Origin of the sequence: Micromonospora sp. D93 (genome assembly GCF_018070365.1) — a bacterium.
Taxonomy (GTDB): Bacteria; Actinomycetota; Actinomycetes; order Mycobacteriales; family Micromonosporaceae; genus Micromonospora; species Micromonospora ureilytica.
The window spans coordinates 108,392-130,256 of sequence record NZ_JAGPXW010000011.1 but is presented as its reverse complement, the minus strand read 5'-3'; the positions used below and the strand labels follow the sequence as shown (position 1 = coordinate 130,256).

General features: G+C 69.8%; 24 protein-coding genes and 1 pseudogene. 11 read left to right on the top strand and 14 right to left on the bottom strand.

Going from position 1 to position 21,865, the window contains the following annotated elements:
- The first annotated feature begins 1 nt into the window (after window position 1).
- A complete protein-coding gene (locus tag KBX71_RS15325; RefSeq protein WP_247683502.1) occupies window positions 2-2,053 on the top strand; it encodes a glycogen debranching N-terminal domain-containing protein in 2,052 nt (683 codons plus the stop codon).
- Window positions 2,054-2,061: 8 nt separating this feature from the next.
- Here KBX71_RS15325 and KBX71_RS33725 read toward each other — a convergent pair whose 3' ends face one another.
- Together KBX71_RS33725 and KBX71_RS15315 are read right to left on the bottom strand one after the other, a co-directional pair.
- A complete protein-coding gene (locus tag KBX71_RS33725) occupies window positions 2,062-2,598 on the bottom strand; it encodes a hypothetical protein (RefSeq protein WP_247683501.1) in 537 nt (178 codons plus the stop codon).
- Between the two features lie 123 nt (window positions 2,599-2,721).
- Window positions 2,722-3,375: a TetR/AcrR family transcriptional regulator gene (locus KBX71_RS15315; protein ID WP_210818617.1), complete on the bottom strand. Its 654-nt coding sequence runs from the start codon at window positions 3,373-3,375 to the stop codon at window positions 2,722-2,724.
- Window positions 3,376-3,492: 117 nt separating this feature from the next.
- Here KBX71_RS15315 and KBX71_RS34585 point away from each other — a divergent pair, with 117 nt between their 5' ends.
- Together KBX71_RS34585 and KBX71_RS15305 are read left to right on the top strand one after the other, a co-directional pair.
- Window positions 3,493-3,828, top strand: a complete 336-nt coding sequence (locus tag KBX71_RS34585) for a hypothetical protein (protein WP_210818605.1) — start codon at window positions 3,493-3,495, stop codon at window positions 3,826-3,828.
- 80 nt (window positions 3,829-3,908) lie between these two features.
- Window positions 3,909-4,655, top strand: a complete 747-nt coding sequence (locus KBX71_RS15305; RefSeq protein ID WP_210818603.1) for an SDR family NAD(P)-dependent oxidoreductase — start codon at window positions 3,909-3,911, stop codon at window positions 4,653-4,655.
- 82 nt (window positions 4,656-4,737) lie between these two features.
- Here KBX71_RS15305 and KBX71_RS15300 read toward each other — a convergent pair whose 3' ends face one another.
- Window positions 4,738-5,676: a helix-turn-helix domain-containing protein gene (locus KBX71_RS15300; RefSeq protein WP_210818601.1), complete on the bottom strand. Its 939-nt coding sequence runs from the start codon at window positions 5,674-5,676 to the stop codon at window positions 4,738-4,740.
- A gap of 94 nt (window positions 5,677-5,770) precedes the next feature.
- Between KBX71_RS15300 and KBX71_RS15295 the strand changes: the two genes are divergently transcribed.
- Both KBX71_RS15295 and KBX71_RS15290 read left to right on the top strand, forming a co-directional pair.
- Window positions 5,771-6,784 carry an NAD(P)H-binding protein gene (locus KBX71_RS15295; protein WP_210818599.1) on the top strand — a complete coding sequence of 338 codons (1,014 nt, stop codon included), beginning with the start codon at window positions 5,771-5,773 and terminating at the stop codon, window positions 6,782-6,784.
- A gap of 250 nt (window positions 6,785-7,034) precedes the next feature.
- A complete protein-coding gene (locus KBX71_RS15290) occupies window positions 7,035-8,543 on the top strand; it encodes a DUF1996 domain-containing protein (RefSeq protein ID WP_210818590.1) in 1,509 nt (502 codons plus the stop codon).
- A gap of 84 nt (window positions 8,544-8,627) precedes the next feature.
- Here KBX71_RS15290 and KBX71_RS15285 read toward each other — a convergent pair whose 3' ends face one another.
- From KBX71_RS15285 to KBX71_RS15275, 3 genes are all read right to left on the bottom strand, one after another.
- Window positions 8,628-9,134, bottom strand: a complete 507-nt coding sequence (locus KBX71_RS15285; protein WP_210818588.1) for a hypothetical protein — start codon at window positions 9,132-9,134, stop codon at window positions 8,628-8,630.
- A gap of 82 nt (window positions 9,135-9,216) precedes the next feature.
- Entirely contained in the window at window positions 9,217-10,227 is a 1,011-nt protein-coding gene (locus KBX71_RS15280) for a HEAT repeat domain-containing protein (RefSeq protein ID WP_210818586.1), read from the bottom strand.
- Between the two features lie 6 nt (window positions 10,228-10,233).
- Window positions 10,234-10,881, bottom strand: coding sequence for a HEAT repeat domain-containing protein (locus KBX71_RS15275; RefSeq protein WP_210818752.1), 648 nt, complete (start codon window positions 10,879-10,881; stop codon window positions 10,234-10,236).
- A 273-nt stretch (window positions 10,882-11,154) separates the two neighbouring features.
- Between KBX71_RS15275 and KBX71_RS15270 the strand changes: the two genes are divergently transcribed.
- A complete protein-coding gene (locus KBX71_RS15270; RefSeq protein ID WP_210818584.1) occupies window positions 11,155-11,865 on the top strand; it encodes a carbonic anhydrase in 711 nt (236 codons plus the stop codon).
- 5 nt (window positions 11,866-11,870) lie between these two features.
- On the opposite strand, the gene KBX71_RS15265 is transcribed toward KBX71_RS15270, so the two are convergent.
- Window positions 11,871-12,527 (bottom strand): hypothetical protein, encoded by a 657-nt coding sequence (locus KBX71_RS15265; RefSeq protein ID WP_210818582.1) that lies wholly within the window; start codon window positions 12,525-12,527, stop codon window positions 11,871-11,873.
- Between the two features lie 180 nt (window positions 12,528-12,707).
- Between KBX71_RS15265 and KBX71_RS15260 the strand changes: the two genes are divergently transcribed.
- Entirely contained in the window at window positions 12,708-13,799 is a 1,092-nt protein-coding gene (locus tag KBX71_RS15260; RefSeq protein WP_210818580.1) for a winged helix DNA-binding domain-containing protein, read from the top strand.
- Between the two features lie 50 nt (window positions 13,800-13,849).
- On the opposite strand, the pseudogene KBX71_RS15255 reads toward KBX71_RS15260, so the two are convergent.
- Window positions 13,850-13,942 (bottom strand): annotated as a pseudogene (locus tag KBX71_RS15255) (RidA family protein); the annotation flags it as partial.
- A gap of 110 nt (window positions 13,943-14,052) precedes the next feature.
- On the opposite strand from KBX71_RS15255, the gene KBX71_RS15250 reads away from it, so the two are divergent.
- Window positions 14,053-14,772 (top strand): MBL fold metallo-hydrolase, encoded by a 720-nt coding sequence (locus tag KBX71_RS15250; protein WP_210818578.1) that lies wholly within the window; start codon window positions 14,053-14,055, stop codon window positions 14,770-14,772.
- Window positions 14,773-14,783: 11 nt separating this feature from the next.
- Here the strand turns inward: KBX71_RS15250 and KBX71_RS15245 are convergent, their stop codons facing one another.
- From KBX71_RS15245 to KBX71_RS15235, 3 genes are read right to left on the bottom strand one after another with little or no spacing between them, the layout of a single operon-like run.
- Window positions 14,784-15,227, bottom strand: coding sequence for a DUF5990 family protein (locus KBX71_RS15245; RefSeq protein ID WP_210818576.1), 444 nt, complete (start codon window positions 15,225-15,227; stop codon window positions 14,784-14,786).
- A 14-nt stretch (window positions 15,228-15,241) separates the two neighbouring features.
- Window positions 15,242-15,883 (bottom strand): TMEM175 family protein, encoded by a 642-nt coding sequence (locus KBX71_RS15240; RefSeq protein WP_307847087.1) that lies wholly within the window; start codon window positions 15,881-15,883, stop codon window positions 15,242-15,244.
- Between the two features lie 20 nt (window positions 15,884-15,903).
- Complete coding sequence (locus tag KBX71_RS15235) at window positions 15,904-16,320, bottom strand: helix-turn-helix domain-containing protein (protein ID WP_307847086.1); 417 nt, start codon at window positions 16,318-16,320, stop codon at window positions 15,904-15,906.
- An 88-nt stretch (window positions 16,321-16,408) separates the two neighbouring features.
- Between KBX71_RS15235 and KBX71_RS15230 the strand changes: the two genes are divergently transcribed.
- The gene (locus KBX71_RS15230) at window positions 16,409-16,600 is read left to right on the top strand and encodes a hypothetical protein (RefSeq protein WP_210818565.1); all 192 of its coding nucleotides are present in this window, start codon (window positions 16,409-16,411) and stop codon (window positions 16,598-16,600) included.
- Here the strand turns inward: KBX71_RS15230 and KBX71_RS15225 are convergent.
- Window positions 16,593-17,063 (bottom strand): hypothetical protein, encoded by a 471-nt coding sequence (locus tag KBX71_RS15225; protein WP_210818560.1) that lies wholly within the window; start codon window positions 17,061-17,063, stop codon window positions 16,593-16,595. The two genes, KBX71_RS15230 and KBX71_RS15225, sit on opposite strands and share 8 nt — an antisense overlap.
- A gap of 272 nt (window positions 17,064-17,335) precedes the next feature.
- On the opposite strand from KBX71_RS15225, the gene KBX71_RS15220 reads away from it, so the two are divergent.
- Window positions 17,336-17,920: a DUF4396 domain-containing protein gene (locus KBX71_RS15220; protein WP_210818559.1), complete on the top strand. Its 585-nt coding sequence runs from the start codon at window positions 17,336-17,338 to the stop codon at window positions 17,918-17,920.
- Window positions 17,921-18,084: 164 nt separating this feature from the next.
- Complete coding sequence (gene rph, locus KBX71_RS15215; protein WP_210818557.1) at window positions 18,085-20,700, top strand: rifamycin-inactivating phosphotransferase; 2,616 nt, start codon at window positions 18,085-18,087, stop codon at window positions 20,698-20,700.
- 10 nt (window positions 20,701-20,710) lie between these two features.
- Here rph and KBX71_RS15210 read toward each other — a convergent pair whose 3' ends face one another.
- Together KBX71_RS15210 and KBX71_RS15205 are read right to left on the bottom strand one after the other, a co-directional pair.
- The gene (locus KBX71_RS15210) at window positions 20,711-21,295 is read right to left on the bottom strand and encodes a dihydrofolate reductase family protein (RefSeq protein WP_256442044.1); all 585 of its coding nucleotides are present in this window, start codon (window positions 21,293-21,295) and stop codon (window positions 20,711-20,713) included.
- A gap of 42 nt (window positions 21,296-21,337) precedes the next feature.
- Window positions 21,338-21,835: a pyridoxamine 5'-phosphate oxidase family protein gene (locus KBX71_RS15205; protein WP_247683498.1), complete on the bottom strand. Its 498-nt coding sequence runs from the start codon at window positions 21,833-21,835 to the stop codon at window positions 21,338-21,340.
- Window positions 21,836-21,865 lie beyond the last annotated feature (30 nt).

The following is a 21,865-nucleotide window of genomic DNA, read 5'->3' as shown; positions in this document are numbered from 1 at the left end:
GATGAGGGACATCGCGGGCACCGTGGCGTGCATCGACGGCAACACCTTCATGGTCTCCGACGCCAGCGGCGACGTGGAGTCGTCCCCGAGCACCCCGGTCGGCCTCTTCGCGGCCGACACGCGCTTCCTGTCCCGCTGGAGGCTCACCGTCAACGGCGAGTGCATGACCGCACTGTCGGTGGACGACAGCCAGTACTTCGAGGTCACGTTCTTCGTGGTACCGGGCGCGGCGGTGGACTACGTGGAGGCCGACGTGTCGGCCATTCGGCGCCGGCGCATCGGCCCGGACCTCACCGAGTCGCTGACGATCTTCAATTACGGCGAGCGGGACATGACGCTCGACGTACGTCTGGAGGTGGCCGCCGACTTCGCCGACATCTTCGAGATCAAGTTCGACATCGGTGACAAGGCCGGCGCCCACTACACAAACGTCGGCTCGAACGAGTTGCGCCTGGGCTACCGGCGCGGCACGTACCGACGTGAGGTTGTCGTGTCGGCGAGCGAGCCCGCCGAGTTCGACCCCGGCGGCCTCCGGTTCGCGGTCCGCCTGCGTCCCGGGCAGCAGTGGTCGACCCGGTTGCAGGCCGTCATGCTGGCGCTGCGTCCGGACGGTGTCGACCTGCGCTCCGCCCTGCGCGCCCTACGGCCGGACGACTCCACCCTGCCCACGAGCGTGCGGGCCTGGGTCGCGGCGGCTCCGACCCTGGACACCGAAAGCGTCGGCCTCCAGCAGGTCTACCACCGCAGCCTGGTGGACCTGGCGGCGCTGCGCTTCGCCCCGCTCTCGCTCGGCGGCGCGAGCGTACCCGCAGCCGGGTTGCCCTGGTTCATGACCCTCTTCGGCCGCGACAGCCTGTTGACCTGCCTGCAGACCCTGCCCGTCACCCCGTCGCTGACCCCACCGACACTGCGGATCCTCGCGTCGCTACAGGGGGCCCGGACCGATGACGTGCTGGAGGAGGACCCGGGCCGGATCCTGCACGAGCTGCGCTACGGGGAGTCGGCCGCCTTCGAGGAGCAGCCGCACTCCCCCTACTACGGCACGGTGGACGCCTCCCCGCTGTTCGTGGTGCTGCTCGACGAGTACGAGCGGTGGAGCGGCGACACCGCGCTGGTGATCGAGTTGGAGCAGGAGGCCCGCGCGGCCCTCGCCTGGATCGACAGGTACGCGGACCTGACCTCCACCGGCTACGTCTGGTACCAGCGACGCAACCGCGCCACCGGACTGGACAACCAGTGCTGGAAGGACTCCTGGGACAGCATCTCCTACGCCGACGGCAGGCTGCCGGGCTTCCCGAGGGCCACCTGCGAAACCCAGGGGTACGCCTACGACGCGAAGATCCGAGGAGCACGGCTGGCCCGCACCTTCTGGGGTGATCCTGCCTTCGCCGAGCGGCTGGAGCGCGAGGCGGCGGCGCTGTACGAGCGGTTCAACCGGGACTTCTGGCTGGAGGACCGCGGCTTCTACGCCCTCGCGCTCGACCACGACGGCACTCCCGTGGACAGCCTGTCGTCCAACATCGGGCACCTGTTGTGGAGCGGCATCGTGCCACCGGAACGGGCTCCCCGGGTGGTCGAGCACCTGATGGGCCCGGCGCTTTTCTCCGGTTGGGGGGTGCGGACGTTCGCCGAGGGGCAGCGCCGCTACAACCCGCTCGGCTACCACAACGGCACGGTCTGGCCGTTCGACAACTCGTTCATCGCCTGGGGCCTCCGCCGTTACGGGTTCAGCAATGAGGCGGCCCGCATCGCCGAGGGCATCCTCTCCGCCGCCACCTACTTCGAGGGTCGGCTACCCGAGGCGTTCGGCGGGTTCGACCGCGAGACCACCAGGTTTCCGATTCGGTACCCGACCGCAGGCAGCCCGCAGGCATGGTCCAGCGGAGCCTGCATGCTGCTGATCCGCACCATGCTCGGTATCAACCCGCACGAGGACCACCTGGCCGTGGACCCGGCGCTGCCCACCACCTTCGGGCAGATCGCGCTTCTGGACATCCCCGGCCGTTGGGGCAAGCGCGACGCGTTCGCCCGGCAACGCCCCGACCAGCGCTAGCGACACGGTCAGCTGACGGTGAAGCCGCCGTGGGTACGCGTCTCCCTCAGCCAGTCGAGCCAGGTGACCCACAGCTCGTCGGTCTCCCACTCGGCGCGCAGGCTCGTCGGCGACGCCTCGTAGAGAATCAACGCCTGCTCGATCTCGGTCTCGCCCACCACCCAGGGGCCGTTGCTCGTCAGCTTGAACTCGGGGATCCCCACCTTGCCGGGGCTCGTCTGCGCGGCTGCCGCCCGTTCGGCCGCGTTGTAGGCGTCGCGTCGGCGCTGATCGTTGCGCCAGTCGTCCATGCTGTCGAACGGCCAGTCCGGAAAGGGCTGCGGCGTTGCCTGATAGGTCATGCCGGCTGACCGCAGGCGTTCCCGACAGAACTCCATGGCGGCCGCGTTCAGAGCGAACCGGTAGGCGGCGGCGAGCCATGAGTACTCCTCGTAGCACTGTGGCCAGTTGCCGCACGACGCGTCCAGATCCATGCACGTTTCGGCGTGGGCGCGCGCGGTCGCGGCGGGTTCGGGCAAATCAACGTGCTCGAAGCTGTAGCCCATTGGAACCCCCGACCGCCGGCAGAGCAGGAGCTTGGCATTCTGCCGAACTCCCACCAGCGACGTCCTCCGCGCGTAGCCCGCCTCGGCGTCCCACCACGACGTCCGCCCACCGTGAGTTCGACGCTAGTGGCCTGCCTGATCGTGAGGGCTGAACGGGCGGGGAGTGTGCGTGATGCCGTTGAGGACGAGCGTGAGTCCACGCTCGAACTCCTGCCCGCTGAACACCGCCCCGACCGGGGCCAGTTCGGCGAGGGTCGGCAGAGCACCTCGCGCAAGCGCTTCGACGCGGTTGGCGGCAGAGGCCGGATCCTTCTCACGCGAGAGCGCACCGGCCAACTCGTTCTGCGCAATACCCGTGACAAACGCCGAGACGGCGCGGAACGCGACGAACAGGTCGACGCCGTCCAGACCTCCACGGGCGAGGGCTGCCGCGAGCGCCTCGGCCGGAGCGAGGCTGGCCCGGGAGGAGGTGCGACGGGTGAGTATGAGCGGGATGACCGCCGGGTGCGCCCGGAAGGTCCGCCACATGGCGGTGGCCACGGCACGAGTGTCGGCCCGCCAGTCGTCGGTTGGCTCCGGTATCTGAACGCGGGACGAGACGGCGTCGACCACGAGTTCCTCAAGGGCTTCGCGGCTGTCGACGTAGTTGTAGAGGGTCATGGCGCCGGTTTTCAGGGACGCCGCGAGGGAGCGCATGGTGAGCCCGGCCAACCCATCCCGGTCGACGATCACCAGCGCGTGTTGCTGGATGTCCGCGAGGGTGAAACGGGCTCTCATGCTGGCTCCCCTGACGACGTGCCCCATGTCACTTGACACGTACAGCGTACGCGAGCAACTCTTACGTACGTCGTACGTATTCGAGGCTACACAATCACGAGACGTTGAGGGTCAGCAGTGCTCAGCATCGACAACGAACTTCTCGAGGCCGTCGGCGCGATCGCCGCCGCCGCTCCACCGACACCACCGGCCGTCGGTGACTGGAGGACTCGACGGGCCACCATCGACGCCGTATATGGCGGGTTGGCGGCCACCGTGAAACCCGACAACCGTGCCGAGGTCGTCGACGTCACCGTGCCGTCCGCGGACGGGCACACCATTGCGCTGCGTCTGTACAAGCCGGCGAACCCGGTGCGCCCCGGCGCGGTCCACGGATTCGACCAGTTCGCACCCGAGTCCCGGGTGGCACGCGGCGCGATGGCCGACCGCGTCGCCTTCCTGAAGAACCTGTGACGCGTCCACGGTCGAGCCGCACCGACGCCACCTGGTCGCACCCGCCAGGCCCATCTGCAACCACTCAGCAAGGAGATCCCGTGGGAACCAAGACTGCCCTCATCACCGGCTCGACGAGCGGAATCGGTCGCGCCACCGCACTCAAGCTCGCCCGCGGCGGCGTCCATGTCATCGCCTCCGGCCGCGATGTCGAACGAGGACTGAAAGTGGTGGAGGAGATCCGCGCCGAGGGCGGAGAGGCCGACTTCGTCGCCTCCGACCTCCGTGACGCCCGATCCGCGGCGGAACTCGCGGCCAAGGCCACCCGGGCTGCCGAATCGGCGGGCGGAACCCTCGACATCCTGGTCAACAATGCGGCGATCGGGGCCGGTGGACCGACCGCGGGCACCGAGGAGTCGACCTTCGACGCGGTGCTGGGCACCAACCTGAAGGCACCGTTCTACCTGGTCGCGAACCTCGCACCCGCCATGGCGGCACGAGGCGGTGGAGCGATCGTCAACGTCTCCACGCTCGCCGCCGAAGTCGCCCTTCCGGGCCTTTCGGTCTACGGCGCCAGCAAAGCCGCCCTGGACCTGCTGACCAAGAGCTGGGCAGCCGAGTTCGGCCCGGCGGGAGTGCGCGTGAACTCCGTGCGCCCCGGCCCGACCCGCACTCCGGGATCCGCCGCCCTGGGCGACGCCCTGGGGCAGCTCGCGGCACAGGCCCCGCTGGGTTTCGTCGCTGATCCGGAGGACATCGCCGCCGTCATCGCATTCCTCGTCAGCGACGAGGCACGGTTCGTCACCGGCGTGGTTCTGGACGCCGACGGTGGCCGCACGGCCGTCTGAGCGAGTCAGCGCCTCCGCTGGCCTGACTGTCGCCTCCCCCGGCCGCCCCGCCCTCGGGGTGACCGGGGAAGGCAGCGCGCGATCAGGCGCTGCGGAACGTGCGCCGGTACGCGTCCGGCGCCACACCGACGGTGCGGTGGAAGTGTCGACGCAGCGTCGTGGCGGTGCCCATGCCGGCCGCCTCGGCGATGGCGTCGATGCTGTCGTCGCTGTTCTCCAACAGCTCCTGGGCCCGGCGGATGCGCTGCGTCGACAGCCACAGCAGTGGGGTGCTGCCGGTGGCCGACCGGAAGTGGCGGGCCAGGTTGCGTGAGCTCATGTTCGCCTGCCGGGCCAGGTCCTCGACGGTCAGTGGCCGGTCCAGGCGGGCCAGCACCCAGGGGAACAGGGTGGCGAGCGGGTGGTCGTCGCGGGCGGGCACCGGGGTGGTGACGTACTGGGCCTGACCGCCGGCACGATGCGGTGGCACGACCAGGCGGCGGGCGACGGCGTTGGCGACCGTCGAGCCGTGGTCGCGGCGGATCAGGTGCAGGCACAGGTCGATCGCGGCGGCCTTGCCGGCGGAGGCGAGCACGGTGCCGTTGTCGACGTAGAGCACGTCCGGGTCGACCCGTACCCGGGGATAGCGGGCGGCCAGTGCCTCGGTGTGCGCCCAGTGCGTGGTGGCCCGCAGTCCGTCGAGCACACCGGCGCCGGCCAGCACGAACGCGCCGGTGCACAGCGAGACCATCCGGGCGCCCGCACGGTGGGCAGCGCGGACGGCGTCGAGCAGGTCGGGGGGTACGTCCACGTCGACATCCTCGATCGACGGGATGATCACGGCGTCGGCGCGGGAAAGGCGGTCCAACCCGTCGTCGGGCTCGACCAGGAATCGGCCGATCCGCACCGGGCCGGTGCCGCAGACCACCACGTCGTACCAGGGGTCTGCCAGGCCGGAGGGGTCGCGGGCGAAGACCTCGCAGGCCAGGGCCAGCTCGAAGTGCAGCATCCCGTCGGTGGCTGCGATCGCGACAACTGCCATGTCCGAAAGTGTACGGGTGTTGGCGTTCCCGACACTGGTCGGTCGCCGACCACTGCTGGAGGCTGGTCCCAGTCGATCTTTCGAGGGGGCAGCGATGGGGCACAGCGTGGCGGTGTTCGGGGCGTACGGGCACACCGGTCGGTTCGTGGTGACGGAGTTGCGCGAGCGCGGGTTCGGTGCGCTGCCGGTGGGCCGCGACGCGCGCCAGCTGGACGCGTTCGGACTCCCCTACCGGGTGGCGTCGGTGCACGATCCGGTCTCGCTCGACGCGGCACTGACCGGCGTGGACGCGGTCATCAACTGCGCCGGCCCGTTCGCGTCGACCGCCGCCGGTGTGATCGAGGCTGCGCTGCGCGCCGGCATCCCGTACGTGGACGTGGCGGCCGAGATCGAGGCCAACGTCGACACGTTCACGCACTTCACCGAACGCGCCCGGGCGGCCGGTGTCGCGGTGGTCCCGGCGATGGCCTTCTTCGGTGGGCTCGGCGACCTGCTCGCGACGACGGCGATGGGCGACTGGACGTCGGCCGACGAGGCGCACGTCGCGTACGGACTGAGCAGCTGGCACCCGACGGCCGGGACGGTCGCGGCGGGCGCCGTCTCTCGCGAGCGCCGCGCCGGTCGTCGGGTCCGCTACACGGGCGGCCGGTTGGAGTACCACTCCGGTGAGCGGGACCTGCCGAGGTCGGACTGGGACTTCCCCGTTCCGCTGGGCCGGCGCAACGTCCTCGGTGACTTCACCATGGCCGACATCGTCACCATCCCCCGTCACCTGGCCATCCCCGAGGTCCGCACGTACATGACCGTCGACGCCGCCACGGATCTCGTCGCCGGGAACGCGCCGGTAGCGGTCGACGAGCGGGGCCGGTCAGCGCAGACGTTCATTGTCGACGTCATCGTGCGTCGCGGCGACACGCATCGCCGTGTCGTGGCAAGTGGCCGCGACATCTACGCCGTCAGCGCGCCCCTGGCCGTGGAGGCGGTCCAGCGCATCCTCAATGGTCAGTCGAGGACGAGCGGCGTCGCCTCCGCCGGCGAGATGTTCGACGCGCCCGACTTCCTGCGCGCGCTGTCGCCGGTCATCTCCGTCGAGACGGTCCGGGACTGAGGCCGAGAATTCGACCACAATTCGTTACTCGAAATTCGTAATCACCGGACCAGAAGCGAGCGACCAGGATTTAAAACAAACTTAAGACTGGACGAGCGAAAAATTGTCATCCCAAGAGGCCGCGCTGGCTGCCAGGACACTTGCCGGCCGGCCTCCTTAATTCTTTCCCCGCGAGTTGATGCAGCCCCCTGACGTGCACATACTCCTTCCGACAGGAGCTTTGTCGTCGACTCGAAGGAAACCACTGGTAATGCGGACTCCCCCCGCGCATGTCGCACCGCCGGACCGGGCGCGAAAGCGTCGTCGCGTCACTCGCATCACGCTCGCCTCCGCGGTCGTCGCCGCACTGGCCGGCAGCGGCATCTACATCGCCGGCGCCCAGGCCGAAGAGGTCGCCGTGCCCGGCCGGGTGCAGGCAGAGGCCTTCGCCGCGCAGTCCGGGGCGCAGACCGAGGGCACCGGCGACGCCGACGGCGGCCGGAACGTCGGCTGGCTGGCCAGCGGCGACTGGCTGCGCTACGACGGGGTATCGATAACGGGCGTCGACCTGACGGCCCGGGTCGCCTCGCACAACGCCGCCGGCGGCACTGTCGAGCTGCACCTCGGCGCGCAGAACGGTCAACTGCTGGCCAGCTTCCCGATCGCCCAGACCGGCGGCTGGCAGCAGTGGAAGACCGTCACCGCGAAGGCTTCCGCCGTGCCGGCGGGCGCGCAGACCGTCTTCGTCGTCCTGAAGAGCACCTCCACGTCGGACTTCGTGAACCTGAACTGGTTCACGTTCGGCCCCGCGGCGGGCACGTCGCCGAGCACGTCGGCCGCGCCCAGCACGTCGGCCGCGCCTTCGGCCACGCCGAGTTCCACCGCGTCCGCGTCGCCGTCGACGTCCGTCCCGCCGAGCGCGCCGGCCGGCGGCTGGGTGCCTGTCGACCAGGCCAAGTGGAGCAGGGAACTGGCCGCGTTCAACGCCATCAAGCCGAAGGCGGTGCCGCCGGGCACCACCCGGGTTCCCGAGTTCCACACCGACTGCGGCGTCGCGAACTCGGCGCCGGACGACCCGATCGTCCTGCCGGGTCTCTCGGGCGCCTCACACATGCACACCTTCTTCGGCCCGAAGATCGACGCCTTCACCACGACGGACAAGCTGTTCGCCGCGGCGAACACCTGCAACGCCCCCGGGGACAAGAGCGCCTACTGGACCCCGGAGCTGCGCAAGGACGGCAAGGCCGTGCCGATCAAGAGCATGCGCATCTACTACGGCTCGCGGGTCAAGGACCCGTCGACGGTCAAGCCCTTCCCGCCGGGCCTGGTGGTGGTCGAGGGCGACGCCAAGCGGCAGGTGGACACACCGAAGAACGCCGGTAGCAACCAGTTCTGGTGCGCGGGCAGCGCCGAGATCGGCCGCAGCGCCGACGGCAACTGGCCGAAGTGCGCCCCCGGCGGCAACCTGATCTTCCAGCTCGTGTTCAAGGACTGCTGGGACGGCAAGAACATCGACTCACCCGATCACAAGTCGCACATGGGCGACCCGGTGAACGGCGTCTGCACCGGCACGTACCCGGTGGCCGTGCCGGATCTCTCCTTCATGGTCAACTACGAGTCGCTGGGCGGTGACGGCCTCAGCCTCTCCTCCGGCAAGCCGTCATCCATGCACGGTGACTTCATGAACGCCTGGGAGCCGGAGCGTCTCGGCGACCTGGTGAAGTCCTGCCTCAACCAGAACGCCAAGTGCGGCGTCGACACGACCTTCGCCGGCGGCTGAGCACCACCTCCGTTGTCGACGGACGGCCCCCACGCCTGAGCGTGGGGGCCGTCCGTCATCGCACCCGTCAATCGGGCGCGATGGTCAGAGAACCATGGTGACCCCGGTGGCCTTGCACGCGGCGCTGACGTCCTTGCCGGCCTTCTCGAAGGCCGGGTTGTCGGCGGCGGTCGCCGGGTCCGCCGCGGCCGCGGCCTTGCCAGCCTCGGCGGCGAACGTCCGGAGCGCATCGGCCAGCTTGCCGTCGCCGGTCGAGGCGACAGTGGTCACCTTCTGCTCCAGCCCAGTCAAGATCTTCTTGAAGTCCGCCGGCGACGCATCGCCCGTCGTGACGACCTTCACCATCTCGGCCCTCATCTCGTCGCTGGCCTTCTTCACCGCCTCGCAGAGCTTCTTGTCGCTGGCGGCGCCCGCCACGGCTGACGAGGTCGGCGTGGCGGCAGCGGAGGTGGCCACCGCGGACGGGGCCGCGGAGGTGGGAGCGGGCGTGGTCGATCCGGCGGTCGTCGCCTTGTCACCGTCGCCACAGGCGGCGAGGGCTGTCGTAGCGGCAAGGATCAACATGGCAGAGGCAAGACGGGAAGATTTCACGGACGCGGACGATAGTCGAAGCCCAAACGATGATCAATTCGCTCGGTGCCTCGCCCACGGCGGACAGCTCCGCAGTGTCTGGTCATGGTGAAGCCGCGTCACGGAGCGCGAGGATGGCGGTCGCCGTCAGTGCGACAGCGCGGTCCTCGTCGTGCGACAGGTCCGTGAGGGCGCGTACGGCGGCGCTTCCCGGGATGTCCGCCAACGCCTCGGTGAGCCGCCGTCGTGCAGACGGTGCGACGCCGCTCTGCCCGAGGCAGGCAACGAGCCGGTTCGCAATCTGGTCTGCCAGCGCGGGGTCGGCCGCCAGCAGGCTCAACGCGTCGGCGGCGTCGACATCCTTGAACTCCTCGGCGACCATGCCGATCAACGTCGGAAGCGCGTCCACCACTCCGCGCGCCCCGAGCGCCAGAGCCGCGTACCCGCGGACCACGCTGTCGGCGTGCGCGAGAGCGTCCCGCAGCACGTCGGTCGCCGCAGCGTGCGGAATCTCGGCGACGGCCTGCACCGCACGCTTGCGTACCTCGGCTTCCGGTGAGCCGAGGCCCTCGACCAGCAGCGCCAACCCGCCGTCGCCGGACTGCGCCAGCGCCCAGCGCAGGGCTCCGGCGACGTTCGGGTCCGACTCACCCAGCACCGCCTCGACAAGTGCCTCCACCGGCACCGGCCCCTCACCGACCGAGGACAGGGCGGCGCGCTGGCGGGTGCCCGCGCTCTCCGAGCCCAGCGCCCGCAGGAGTGTGACGACCTGGAGGACGTCCTCCCAGTCGGAGGGGTCCGCGGCAGCGATCCGACGGAGTCGGGTGAGCAACTCCATCTCGTCCGCGATGCGGAGTCGCGTCCGCCGAATGAGGTCGTTGACGAGTTCGGCGGGTGTGAAGTCCCGATCGTCGAGCGCGCGGCGGACGTCGCGTAGCGACAGGCCCAACGACCGCAGGCTCTCGACGTGGAAGATCAGCCGGATGTCCTCGCTGGTGTACTCGCGATAGCCGGAGCCGGTGCGACCAGTGGGCCGGATCAGCCCGAGCGCGTCGTAATGCCTGAGCATGCGGGCGCTCACCCCGGAGCGTCGCGCCACCTCACCGATCAACACCTGGCGTCATCCCTTCTCGTCCGTCGGGCCGAGGGCGACGACACGCTTCGCCGCCTCGATCGCGAACTCGAACCCGGCATCCGGGTCCTGCGCCAGCCGTTGGGTGGCGACCGCGTGCGCGCGTACGCGAGGGTCGAGATCGTCCATCGCGGCGCGCACGATCGGCATGACCGCCTCACCGAGCGCGATAAGCGCCCGGCTGAGGCTCAACTGCATCTCACGCCCGCCCCGCCCGAACTGTGTCGACAACACAGTGGCCAACGCGGGCTCCCCACCGGGGGGTACGAGCACGACCGCGGCACGCCAGGCGCTCCGCGCCACCTCGTCGTCGGCGTCGGTCAGTAGCGCCCGGGTGATCGCCGGCCAGGCTCGCCGGTCCCCGATCTTGGACAGCGTGTGCAACGCCTGACTTCGGGCCTGCGCGCGCTCCGAGCGGAGCTCATCGGTGAGCTTCGCAACGGTCAGTGCGGGTGGGTGGCGCAGGAGCGCCCAGGTGAGCATCTCGCGTACGGAGAACTCGGGCTCGACCGCGCATCGCTCGATGAGCGTGTCGATGAGCTGCGAGTCAGGGGTCGTGCCGATCGTCAGTGCCGCGCGCAGCCGCACGGACGAGTCGATGCTCTCCAGCCCGCGGAGAACCCCCATCGCGTTCATATCCTGTTTCGGCGTGGTCATCGGAATCCCCCTTTCCGCCCCAGTGAAGACCTTGCCACCGTGTCAAGGTCAACCCGTCCGCTATCAGCCTCGCAGCCAAGATCGCTCCCGACCAGCGCAACGGCGGCTATCGCCTCAGGCTCGAGATCTGATGACCGACGAGTCCGACGTGAGGTTCATCTCTACGGAGGACCACCCCATCGGGCAACACCCACCTATGTGGACGTCGGGCTGGTAGGAAGAGGCGAGTTGCCTCACCTCAGGGAGATGATCGTGGCACGTTCCCACCTGTCCCGCCGTTCGCTGCTGACCGCCGGTGGCGCCGCCGCCGTCGCGCTCGGCACGTCCGCAGCCAGCCCGTCCGCCGCTGCCTCCGCATCAGCCGACAACCCGATCGACACGCCGACGGAGGCGTTGCGCCGGCTGCTGGCCGGTAATCGGCGCTTCACCTCCGGCCACGGCCGTCACCCGCACCAAGGGCTGACCGACCTGCACCGGCTCGCCGCCGGCCAGCACCCGTTCGCCGTCACCGTCGGCTGCGCGGACTCCCGGGTCGCCCCCGAGGTGCTCTTCGATCAGGGGCTCGGCGACCTGTTCGACAACCGGGTCGCCGGCAACATCGTCGACGACCTGCTGCTCGGCAGCGTCGAGTTCGCCGTGGAGGAGTTCGGCAGCCTGCTGATCGTCGTCCTCGGCCACGAACGCTGCGGCGCGATCACCGCCACCATCGACGCCATCCACACCGGCGGGACGGCGCCCGGGCACATCGGCACCATCGTGGACGCCCTGCGCCCGATCGTCGAGCCGGTGCTGGACCAACCCGGCGACCCGGTGGAGAACGGGGTGCGCGCCAACATCGCCGCCCAGGTGCGAGCGCTCAGCGCCCGCAGCACGATCATCGCCGAGAAGGTGCACGAGGGCGCGCTGCGCGTGGTGGGCGCCCGCTACGACCTGGACAACGGGCGAGTCTCGCTGGTGGCCTGAGGCCGTCACCTAATCCTGGGCCACCCGATCGGCGACGCTGGTCGGTCATTCACCGACGCCGACCAGCGTCGCCGGTCGCGTCGCGGCAGACGGGTACGGCGGTAGTAGGACCAACCCGCCAGCGGCAACGCGACCGTCCAGGCCAGCAGGAGCGGGAGGCCGATGAGGACGCCGGTCGGGGTGAAGATGTCCTCGGCGCCGGAATCCGGCAGGTCCGCGGCGAACTGCCAGGGCAGGGTCGCCGAGTAGCCGATCATCAGGGCGGATCCCAGCACCGTTGGCGTCAGCGGCAACCACGGTGGCACCCGGCGTCCGCGCAGCCACGGCACCCACCGGGGAAAGACCAATCCCCAGTCCCTGATGAGCGCCAGCGCCAGAACGCCGCCGAGCCCGGCGAGGACGCACAGGAGGCCCAGGTAGAACGCACCGGCCGGCAGGCCCAGGAAACCGTCTACCGGGTGTTCCCCCACCCCGGGCCCGCGGCCGTGGTACCACTCGCGGAACGGACCGGGGTTGGCGAACAGCGGGATGCCGAGGATCCATGGCACGTGCAGCGGGATGAACCCCAGTACGGGGGCGATCCACGCCACGTGACCGGCCCTGCGGGCCCAGGACGGCGGTGGCGGGGCGGGCATGGTCTTCGCATCTGGTGTTCGAGTCACGGGGTCATCTCCGTATCGGCGGCGGGTGTTGGCACATCCGAGATCACCGTCGCCGAACGGCGAGACCAGCGGATCGCCGACCGGAGGGAGTCGCCTCCCCCTGCCCGGGGACAGGGGCCGGTCGAATGGGCGCTGCGTGCCTGGACCCACCGGGAGCGCCGCCGGAACTAGGGTGCAGACATGGTCGATCGGCACCAGGTGATGAACTTCCGGGTCCGAGCCCAGCAGCTCGACCGGAACGAGGGAACGCTCGCCGACACCGCCGTCCTGGACATCGGGGTGCAGAACACCGGTCCGGACGGCGCCCGGTGGGCGCTGGCCGTGCGCGGGGTGGACGTGACCGGGTTGTCCGACGCGGACGTGGTTCTGCTGTGGACCGTCCGGGGCGCCCCTCACCTCTACCGGCGAGCCGACGCCGCGGAGGTCGCGGCCGCGGTCGAACCGTTCTCCGACGTCGACGCGGGCAGGCGCGTCTACGACGCGGCCAAGCCGTTGAAGGCGGCCGGCATCGACAACCTCGCGGCCCTCGACGAGATCGCCGCCCGGATGCGAGCCATCGTCACCAGGCCGACGGTGAAGGGGGACGTCTCCGGCCGCCTGGCCGCCGTGCTACCCGAACCGTATCTGCGGTCCTGCCGGCCGTGCGACGCCACGCACCTCTACGAGATGCCGTTCCGGCTCGCCGCCGTGCGGGCCGGGCTGGAGTTGCAGCTCGACACCTCACCGCCGGTCCTGCGGCGCATCACCGGGTTCAGGAGAGCATCCGCTCCGGGTGACCGCTTCGATCTCATCCGCGCGTACCTTCGCCTCCTCGGTCCGGCAACCCCGAAACAGGTGGCCGACTATCTCGACGCCCCGGTGAAGGACGTCAAGGCACGCTGGCCCGATGATGTGGTCGAGGTGTCGGTCGACGGCGAGGCACGCTCACTGCTGGCCGCCGACGAGGAGGCGCTGGAGTCGGCCGACGGAAAGGGCACCCGGCTCCTCGGCCCGTTCGACCTGTTCCTGCAGGCCAAGGACCGAACAACGCTGGTGCCGGAGGCCGCCCACGCCAAGGAGCTGTGGCCGGTGTTGGGTCGCCCCGGCGCCGTCCTGGTCGACGGCGAACTGGTCGGCACCTGGCGCCCCCGCAAGTCCGGCAGAACGTTCACGGTCGCCGTCCAGCCGTGGCACCGGCTGCCGGACGTCACGCGTAAGGCCATCACCACGCAGGCCGAACACCTCGCCGCGCACCGTTCCATCCCCCTCAGCGGTGTCGACTTCGGCAGTTGACGAGGTGGAAAGGGGCCGCTTCAGTCCAGGACCGCGGTCGCCTCGACCTCGACCATGACGAGCCGAGACCCTTCGGCGATCGCGACCTGCCGGTACACGTCGGGCTTCGGCAAGCCGTCCGGGTTGAACAACTTGATGGTCATCCGCACTCCTCATTGTTCAGCCATGGGTCCGGGTCCCTCGTTCACGCTGAGCCTAATCGCTGTCAGCAGAATGACCCTGCCACTCACCGGCCACTCGCTAGCGTCGCCTCATGGATCTCACCCAGGTCAGCCCCACCGTCTGGCAGCTGGCTTTCCCGGTCGGGCACGTCTACTTTGTGCGCCTGGCGGACGGTTATGCGCTGATCGACACCGCCGTTCCGGGGTCGACCCCCACGATCCTCAATGCCCTGACGCGGCTTGGCGGCCGCTCGCGAAACCTGCGGCAGATAGTGCTGACTCACTCCCACATCGACCACATGGGCTCTGCCGCAGATCTCGTCGAGGCCACCGGCGCTCGGGTCCTGGCTGGGGCCCTGGACGCTCCGGTCATAAGCGGTACGGCAGCCGAACTCGAGCCGGCGTACACCGCCCCGGAACGTGCGCTCCACGAGCAGATCATGGCGGGCTTCGCCGAAGCGGACGTCCGGCCGCTACAACACGTGGCGGTGGATGTGGAACTGCACGACGGAGACACAGTTGATGACTGGAGCGAGCCCGTCCACGTCCTGCACGTGCCCGGACACACCCCGGGAAGCATCGCACTCCACCTCGCCTCCAGCGGCGTGCTGTTCCCGGGCGACATCGTCGCCACCATGGAGGGCCGGGCGATCCTCGGTCCGTTCAACGTGGACAGAAATCAGGCGATCGCCTCCTTCCGGCGGTTGGCGTCGCTGGAGGTGGAAGCGCTGTGCGTCCCGCACGGCGAGCCGGTGTTGAAGGACGCGGGCGAGGTGCTGCGGGCGGCGGCTCCGGAGACTGACTGGCTGTGAGTTGAAGACGCTCACTCCACCGTCCAGGCGACGGCGGGAGGGTGCACCCGAGCGCAGATCGGCCCACCGGCGGCATCGGTCAGCCCGGCCCGGCCGACCAGCGTGCCGCTGCCCTCGTGGGCGGCGCGCAGCAGCTCGGTCGGAACGTCGGTGAACATCAACTTCGCTCGCCGGAACATGGCGAAGCCGTCCTCGGTCACCGCGCCCCAGCTCAGGTACAGAAACCGTGCTCCGGGGCGGCCGTGCACCCAGGGGCCGCCGACATCGAGCGCCCCGTCGACCTCGCGGCTGGACACCTCGAAGGACCAGGTGGCGCCGGCCGCGTCGGCCGGCACCTGATCGACCACCTCGGCCTTGCGCTGAACCCCGACGTGTACGTTGCCCAGCCGCAGCGCGTCGGCCTCCGCACCGGGACGCCGACCGGGGAGGTCGCTGCCGTCGATCCGGATCCGCATGGCACCGACTCTAGTTAGTCGGCGGCGGTGTCGTCCTCGCCGTACTCGCCGCGGATGGGCAGGTAGTAGGCGGGTAGGAACGCGGCGATGATGGCGACGCCGGCGATCGGGACGAACGCGCCGACGAGGATGCCGGAGCCGATCCAGACCAGCGCGAGCGCGAACCGACGGGCGATGGCCCGAGCACCGAAGGGGCGAAGGCCGGGGTCCAGCAGTTTGGCGCGGCGGAGATGGGCCCAGACGATGTTGAAGAGGGCCGCCGCCGTCCACAGTGTGCCGCCGTAGACGACGACCGATGCGCGCAGCCCCTGCTCCGCGCGCAACGCGTCGGCGAGCAGTGACGTGGAGAACGGAAGGAACGCGATGACCATCAGGAGCAAGGTGTTGAGGAACAGGACCGCTCGGTCGACATGTCGGACGCGGTCGAACATGACGTGGTGATTCACCCACACCTGGCCGATGAGCAGGAAGCTCAGCGCGTATGCCAGGTAGGACGGCCACAGCGCACCGAGTCCCTGCGGGAGGTGCCCGAAGTCGTGGGGCGGTTGGATCTCCAGCACGAGAAGCGTCACGGCGATCGCGAAGACACCGTCGCTGAAGGCCAGCAGGCGTCCCGGACTACGCGTAAGCCGTGAAGTATCCCTTTTGGGAGGCACGTCACGAATTATGCTATAAGTCAGCTCCCGCGATGGGTGGAGTCCGTCGGAGGCCGATTCGCTTGGTCGTAGGTCTCCTGCGCCGTCGACACGTCGGCGAGGTGCGCGATCGACCATTGCTGCAACGCACGCAGGGGCTCGCGCAGGGTACGGCCCGCCTCGGTGAGCGCGTACTCGACGCGTACCGGGACTTCCGGGTGGACGGTGCGGCGCACGAGTCCGTCGCGTTCGAGGCCACGGAGGGTCTGGGTGAGCATCTTCTGCGAGATGCCCTCGACGCGCCGACGCAGCTCGGAGAAGCGGGCACTGCCGTCCCAGAGGGCGCCCACGATGAGCACCGTCCAACGGTCGCCGATGCGATCGAGGATGTGGCGGGTCGGGCAGTCCGCGCGGTAGGGGCTGCCGTGCAGCACCGTCTCGGCCTCGGTGGTTACCACAAAGTGCCTTCTTCCCGTTGGAGAGTTGCACTCGTACGGTAATCGCGGCACGTCATCCGACGCCAACGGTTCCGTGGAAAGGCACCTCGTGTCTCGCGTCACCGTCATCGGCGGCACCGGCTACGCCGGTTCGGCAATCGTCGCGGAGGCCGCTGCGCGCGGTCACCGGGTCACCGCCGCGGACTACGCGCTCGGGTTCGTCGACCTGATCGAGAAGGGCGAACATCACCGGGAACAGGTCAATCTCGCCGGCGTCCGCTCCTCGACCGGACTCAGATGATCAAGAAGAGGCGGTCAGCCGGTTCCACGACGGCGGCCAACACCGCGCCGGGCACGAGGGCCGGGTCGGTCGCGCGGATCGTGTCCGCCTCGAAGGTGGCGAACCCCGGCCCGCTGACGCGCAGGTGGAGTTCCAGCTCGGGATTCTCTCCAGCCAGGTGATTCGCCACCGCGAGGATCTCCGCCGTCGCGGCGACACCGGCGGCGGACAGCCGACGCGCGTCGCGGCGCGAGCGGCCCACCACCCGCCAGCCGAAGACGCCGAACCCGACACCGATGATCGTCGCCAACACGCCACCGGCGAGAAGGCCCCAGAAATCCGCGGATGAGCGTGGTGGGTCCAACGTCACGGCGGTGGCCAGGAGGACCGGTCCGGGCAGGCAGATCGCCAGGAAGAGGAGCCGGGAGAGCAGCGCGCCCACCGGTCCGACGCGCGCTTCCGCTTCCCGAGGGGCACTCGTCACCCTCGCACCGTAGTGCAGCGGCCAGGCGGGCCACTCCACCGTCCCGGCGACGGCGGGCGGGTGAACCCGTTCGCACCGGCAGGCGGGAACGCCCGATCCGCCGATCCGAACGAGTACGACATGAAAGACTCGCCCGGCTGGCGGAAGGGACGGGAATGCAGCCAACCTGGCTCTTGGCGCTCTCGTGGGCCTCGCTCGCGGTCGGCGTCGTGAGCTGCGCGATCGTCCTTGCCGACACCTATCTTCGCGGACACCGTCAGCCGGTCAGAGTCATGGAGATCGTCTGGCTGGTGACCGTCCTCTACGTCGGCCCGGCCGCCGTCCGCCTCTACTGGAACTGGGGTAGGCCCGCGGCATTCAGCCGCCGGCGGCAGGAGGGTCAACCGCGAAGGCCCCGCCGGGGCATCGTCGTCACCCACGTGTCCCGCTGCGGCGCCCACTGCGCTCTCGGCTTCATCGTCGCCGAGGTCGCCCTGTACGCCGTGAGATTCGACCCGGCCGAGGACCCACTGTGGGTGGACTACGCCGGCGACTACCTGATGGCCGTGACGATCGCTGTTCTCTTTCGGTACTTCGCCGGGTCGGGTCGCAGCCTGGCAAAGATCTGGCGTGCGGTGACGACCGTCGGCAAGATCGAACTGCTGACCATCACGGCCTTCGAGGTGGCGTTGTTCGCGTGGCTGACGCTCGCGCATCGCGTGGTCCTTCCGGATCCACCCCTGCGACCCGACAGCCCGACGTTCTGGTTCACGGGCCAGATCGGGCTGATAGCCGGCTTCCTCGCGGCCTGGCCCACCGCCTCCTGGCAGCTCGGCCGAGGGCTGCGCTTCGAGCCGCGCCGGCTCCCCGACGACTGACAGCTGTCACCCCGGAAAAACAAGCGGCAAGGAGATCACTCTCCCTGCCACTTCTAACTTATAGCGCACCCGGGGGCTTGCGGCAAGACCCCGGTCGTGGCGCACAATCGGCGGCCGGACCAGCACAAACGAGGTAACGGGGGCGCGACGTGGGTGTGGTGTCGATGGACGGGGGCCGCGGCGAACGGGTACCGCTGTTGGATCTTCGAGAGGTCGACGGGTCGCAGGTGTCGGTCGTCGGTGGCAAGGCTGCGAATCTGGGCGCGCTGTCCCGGATCGACGGCATCCGGGTGCCGGCCGGATTCTGCGTGACGACGGCGGCCTTCCGGCAGGTTCTGGCGCAGACGCCGTCGATCGATGGGCGGCTCGATCAGCTGTCGCGCCTGAGCCCGGATGACCGGGAGGCGATCCGCACACTCAGCACGGAGATCCGCCACAGCATCGAGGCGACCCCGATTCCGGACGACCTGGCGGCCGCGATCACCGACGCGCTCGTCCGGCTCGGCGAGCGGGCCGCCTACGCCGTGCGGTCCAGCGCGACGGCGGAGGACACGCCCACGGCGTCCTTCGCCGGCCAGCAGGACACGTACCTGAACGTGGTGGGGCCGGAGGCGATCCGGCGGCACGTCAGCCGCTGCTGGGCGTCGCTGTTCACCGAACGGGCCGTCATCTACCGCCTGCGCAACGGCATCGACCACCGCACGGCCCAGATGGCTGTCGTCGTACAGCGGATGGTTTTTCCGGATGCGGCAGGCATCCTTTTCACTGCCGACCCGGTGACGGGCAACCGGAAGGTCGCGACAGTGGACGCCAGCTTCGGCCTCGGCGAGGCCCTGGTGTCCGGCCTGGTGAACCCGGACGTCTTCCGGGTGCGCGATGGGGAGGTCGTCGCCGGGACGGTCGCCGCCAAGCAGCGTGCCGTCGTCGCCGTGCCGGGCGGTGGGACGCGGGAGGTGACGATCGAGGAGCAGCGGCAGGAGCAGCCGGCGCTGACGCAGGCGCAGGTCGTGCGACTCGTGCGGCTCGGGCGACGGATCGAGGCGCACTTCGGCCGCCCGCAGGACATCGAGTGGTGCCTGGTCGACGACGACTTCCAGATCGTGCAGAGCCGGCCGATCACCACGCTGTTCCCCATCCCGGCGGCCGATGACCAGGAGAACCACGTCTATCTCTCGGTCGGTCACCAGCAGATGATGACCGACGCCATGCGGCCGCTGGGGCTCTCCATGTGGCAGTTGACGGCCATCGCCCCGATGCGCGCGGCCGGCGGCAGGTTGTTCGTCGACGCCATCCGGCTGCTGGCCTCGCCGACGAGCCGCGCCGGCTTCCTCACGATGGCGGGGCGCGACGATCCGCTGATGAGGGACGCGCTGGAGACGCTCATCGACCGCGGGGACTTCGTTCCGACGCTCCCGGACGCGGGCGGTCCGGGCAGGCCGACGACCGGCGGCGCGTCCACCTCGATCGAGACCGACCCGGCCGTCGTGACCGAGTTGATCGGGCGCAGCGAGGCGTCCATCACCGCCCTGCGCCGCGACATCGCGACGGTGACCGGTACGGCGCTGTTCGACTTCCTGTTGGAGGCGTTCCAGGAGCATAAGCGGATCCTCGGTGAGCCGCTGAACATGCAGGCGATCATGGCTGGCATGGAGGCCACCTGGTGGCTCAACGACCGGCTGCACGAGTGGCTGGGCGAGAAGAACGCCGCGGACACCCTCACCCTGTCCGCACCCGGCAACGTCACGTCCGAGATGGGGCTGGCGCTGCTCGACGTCGCCGACGTGATCCGTCCGCATCCGGAGGTGGTGGCGTTCCTGCAGGGCGTCACGCACGACGACTTCCTCGACGAGCTGCCGAAGGTCGCGGGCGGGGCCGAGGCGCGCGCCGCCATCGAGGCGTACCTCGACAGGTACGGCATGCGCTGCGTCGGCGAGATCGACATCACCAGGCCACGGTGGAGTGAACGGCCCAGCACGCTCGTGCCCGTGCTCCTCGACAACGTCAGGCTCTTCGAGCCGGGCGCGGCCGGGCGGCGCTTCGAGCAGGGCCGGCAGCAGGCGCAGCAGAAGGCGCAGGAGGTGTTGACGCGCCTGCGGGCGCTGCCGGACGGGGAGCGGAAGGCCGACGAGACCGCGCGGATGATCGACCGGGTGCGGACCTTCATCGGCTATCGGGAGTACCCGAAGTACGGCATCATCATCCGCTACTTCATCTACAAGCAGGCCCTGCTGGCGGAGGCCGAGCGCCTGGTGCGGGCGGGCGTGCTCACCGAGACCGAAGACGTCTTCTACCTCACGTTCCAGGAGTTCCACGAGGTCGTGCGCTCGCACCGGGTGGACGACGAACTGATCCGGCAGCGTCGGGACGCGTTCCGGTCGTACCAGGCGCTCACCCCGCCCCGGGTGCTGACCTCGGACGGTGAGGTCATCACCGGGGCGTACCGACGCGACGACGTGCCGGCCGGCGCCCTGGCCGGTGTGCCGGTGTCCGCCGGGACCGTCGAAGGACGCGCCCGCGTCATCCTGGACATGGCGCAGGCCGACCTCGAAGCCGGTGACATCCTCGTCACGGCCCACACCGACCCGAGCTGGACGCCGCTGTTCGTCGGCATCGCCGGCCTGGTGACGGAGGTCGGAGGGGCCATGACGCACGGCGCGGTGATCGCGAGGGAGTATGGCCTGCCGGCCGTCGTCAGCGTGTTGGACGCCACCCGGCTGATCCGCGACGGGCAGCGGATCCGCGTACACGGCAGTGACGGGTACGTCGAGATCCTGCCCTGACTGTGAGCAGCTAGGCGGGGTGGTACTTCAGGAGGACGACCCCGGAGGCGAAGGGTTCGGCGGACACCAACTCCAGCCGTGCCGGCGGCTGACCGCCGTCGAACAGCGCCCTGCCCCGGCAGAGGAAGACGGGATGCACCAGGAGGTGCAGCTCGTCGATGAGCCGGAGATCGGCGAGGGACCGGATCACTGTGAGACTGCCGTAGACCACGATGTCGCCGCCGGGCCCACGCTTGAGTTCGGTGATCTCATCGGCGTTGAGGTGGGTGAGCCGCCGGGTGTTCGTCCAGGTGGCGATGTTTCCCGAGGCGGAGACGACGATCTTCTCCAGCGCGTCGAGGCGTTGGGCGTACCCCCGTACGTCGTCCGGCTGGTCGGGGTTCTGGGCGGTCGACGGCCAGTGGCCGGCGAAGTCGGCGTGCGTGATCCGGCCCAGCATCAGGCTGCCGGCGTTGTCCACCAGGGCCCGCTCGTATTTTTGCAGGTGGTCGTCGACCAGGAGCCAGTCCATCTCGTCGTCCGGGCCGGCGACGAATCCGTCCAGTGTGGTCCACATCGACACGACAATCTTGCGCAACGTCGTCCTCGCCCTCATGGTGTGGTGAGCCCCGGGGGATCCGGAGCCTCGGCGTGCTGGTTACTGGCCGCCGCCGAGCGCGGCTCGGACGGGTTGCGGTGTGCGAGCCGGGAACCGCTCCTGGAAGTCGACGACTCCGACCCAGCTGGGGCGCAGGCCGATCCGGACCATCCGCAGGCCCGGCTGATCTATCGCCGCCAGGTAGGCGTCGCCCATCTCGTCGCCCATCCCCGCGCGCTGGATGGTGGCGTACTCCGGCAGGACGCCCGCGACCTCGATCAGGGTGACCTTGCCGCGCAGCATGAGCACCTCCGGGAGGCCTTCCGCGGTGTCGATGCAGACCGCCACGTCCGGCCGGGCGCTCAGGTCACGGATCTTGTACGTGCCGGCGAACGCGCCGACGACCAGCTCGTCACCGGTCCAGAGGAAGTTCACCGGGATCAGCCGCGGCGTGCCGTCCCTGCTGGTGTAGGCGAGGCGCGCCACCAGGGACGCAGCGAGCAGACGCTGCGCCAACGGGGTGTCCAGCAGCTTCACGTCACCTTGCGGCAGGCTCATGTGAGCCACGCTAAGGGTCTAACTCCTAAA